Annotated in this window: 2 protein-coding genes; both read left to right on the forward strand. The window is 38.1% G+C overall.

The annotated features are described in order from the left end of the window. Positions 1-160: 160 nt before the first annotated feature. Positions 161-568, forward strand: coding sequence for a helix-turn-helix domain-containing protein (locus U2718_RS14705; RefSeq protein WP_411813295.1), 408 nt, complete (start codon positions 161-163; stop codon positions 566-568). 26 nt (positions 569-594) lie between these two features. Further along, on the forward strand, positions 595-1,092 hold a 498-nt coding region (locus U2718_RS14710; RefSeq protein ID WP_411813296.1), incomplete at its 3' end, for an IS630 family transposase.

Here is a 1,092-nt window from a genome sequence, read left to right on the forward strand (position 1 = left end):
ATACCAATTCGCCAAAATAAGGCAACAGATGAGAAAATAAGTATAAATGCACCTAAAGGAATAGCAAATGTCAGGGGTGTACCGTCTAAAGATAAAAGAAAGTGTAGAAGAACTAAAGCAGATGCTCTGAGTTCAAAAAGTAGCAAGTATTAAAGAAAAAGTGCAGCTACTATACTTGCTAAAAACTGGATATGCTCCTACAGTGACAAGGGCAGCGCAGATTCTGAGTCGAAATCGCTCGACAGTACAACAGTGGCTTCAAGTGTATCGAAATCAGGGAATGGAAGGATTACTAGAACAAAAGCATTCATCAGGTAGACCTAGAGCAATTCCAAAATGGGCAGAAAACGCTCTCCATCAGCAATTGCAAAAACAAGAAGGATTTAATGATTACCAAGAAATTGTAGATTGGCTCCAAGAAAATTTAGGAATTAATACGACATATAAAACAGTCTATAAACTAGTACATTATCGATTAGAATCATCGCCGAAAGTGCCTCGTCCTCAAAGTATAGAGCAATCCCAACAACGAGTTGAGGGCTTTAAAAAAAACTCGCAGACAACTTAGCGCTCCTACGACAGTTTTGTTTGACAGTGCTATGCACAACAGCAACAGTGCGGTTTTTTTGTGGTGATGAAACTCGAATTGGTTTAAAGACAATTACAGGACGTAAAATTACGGCTAAGGGTGTCAAACCAGTTGGATTACACCAATGGAAATTTCAGGCAACATTTTTATATGGAATTGTCGAACCAACTACTGGGGAACATTTCTTCTGGGAGTTTTCGCACCTCAATACTGATTGTTTTCAAATATTTCTTAATTTGATAGCTCAACATTTCGCCGATAGCCTGCTGATTATCCAACTTGACAATGGCGCGTTTCATAAAGCCAAACGTCTTTGTGTTCCAGATCATATTATTTTGCTTTTCCAGCCTTCACATTCTCCAGAATTAAATCCGATTGAACAGGTCTGGCAATACTTAAAGCGCCGACTTCGTTGGTTATTACCCAAAAATCTCGATGATTTACGTTCTTGTCTCTATCTTGAAATTGGGAAATTAACCAAACAAATTATTGCATCAATTACT

This window comes from Chlorogloeopsis sp. ULAP02, assembly GCF_038404745.2.
Lineage (GTDB): Bacteria > Cyanobacteriota > Cyanobacteriia > Cyanobacteriales > Nostocaceae > Chlorogloeopsis.